Source organism: Streptomyces sp. NPDC057271 (genome assembly GCF_042668715.1).
Classification (GTDB): Bacteria; Actinomycetota; Actinomycetes; order Streptomycetales; family Streptomycetaceae; genus Streptomyces.
In genome coordinates this window covers 1-622 of record NZ_JBHUYJ010000166.1, presented here as the reverse complement: position 1 = coordinate 622, position 622 = coordinate 1, and the positions used below count along the sequence as shown (strand labels likewise).

1 protein-coding gene is annotated in these 622 nt (G+C 68.2%); it reads right to left on the bottom strand.

The window, feature by feature from the left end; all coding sequences use genetic code 11:
* Positions 1-138 precede the first annotated feature (138 nt).
* On the bottom strand, positions 139-480 hold the full coding sequence (locus tag ACFUJR_RS37415; RefSeq protein ID WP_383451201.1) for a DUF5713 family protein: 342 nt from the start codon (positions 478-480) through the stop codon (positions 139-141).
* Between the last annotated feature and the right edge of the window lie 142 nt (positions 481-622).

The window sequence follows — 622 nt, the reverse complement described above, 5'->3', positions numbered from 1 at the left end:
CTGGCCGGGGCGGGGCGGGCGGGGCGCCTCACCCGAAGCTCCGAAAACGCCGAAAGACTCCGGAAGACTCCGTCCACGACGAGCACGGCGCGTCCGGGGCGAGCGGGGTGCGCCGCTCGGTGGTCGCGGTCGTAGCCGTCACCACTCGCGCGCGGCCACCAGCTCCTCCACGTCGGCGTCCGCGAAACCGTATGCCGTGGCCACGAACCAGAAGTTCTCGGCGATCTCCTCGCGCGCGACGGTCTCGATCTCGCTCCCCGCCTCGTCGAAGTCCGCCTCCAGCGCGTTGAACTCCTCGGTGGCCGCTTCCGTGAGCGCGTACAGCCCGGTGAGGTCCTCCGGCTGCTCCGCCTCGATCCGCTCACAGAGCCTCAGCAGGATGTCCCGCCCCTTGTCGACGACGTGGTCCGGGTAGTACCCGTCCTCGTACAGCGCCTTGAGAAAGGCGTACCCCGCCACCTGCTCGTTCGTGATCGACATCTGTGTCCCTTCCCCGCGTGATCACCGGACTCCCCATCGTGCATCACGCCACTGACATTGATGCTGATACTCAGGTCCCGGTGGTCGTGGCTCTGCCACTGACTGACGCCCTGCTGGGCTGTCTTCCCGCTGTTCTGCCCGG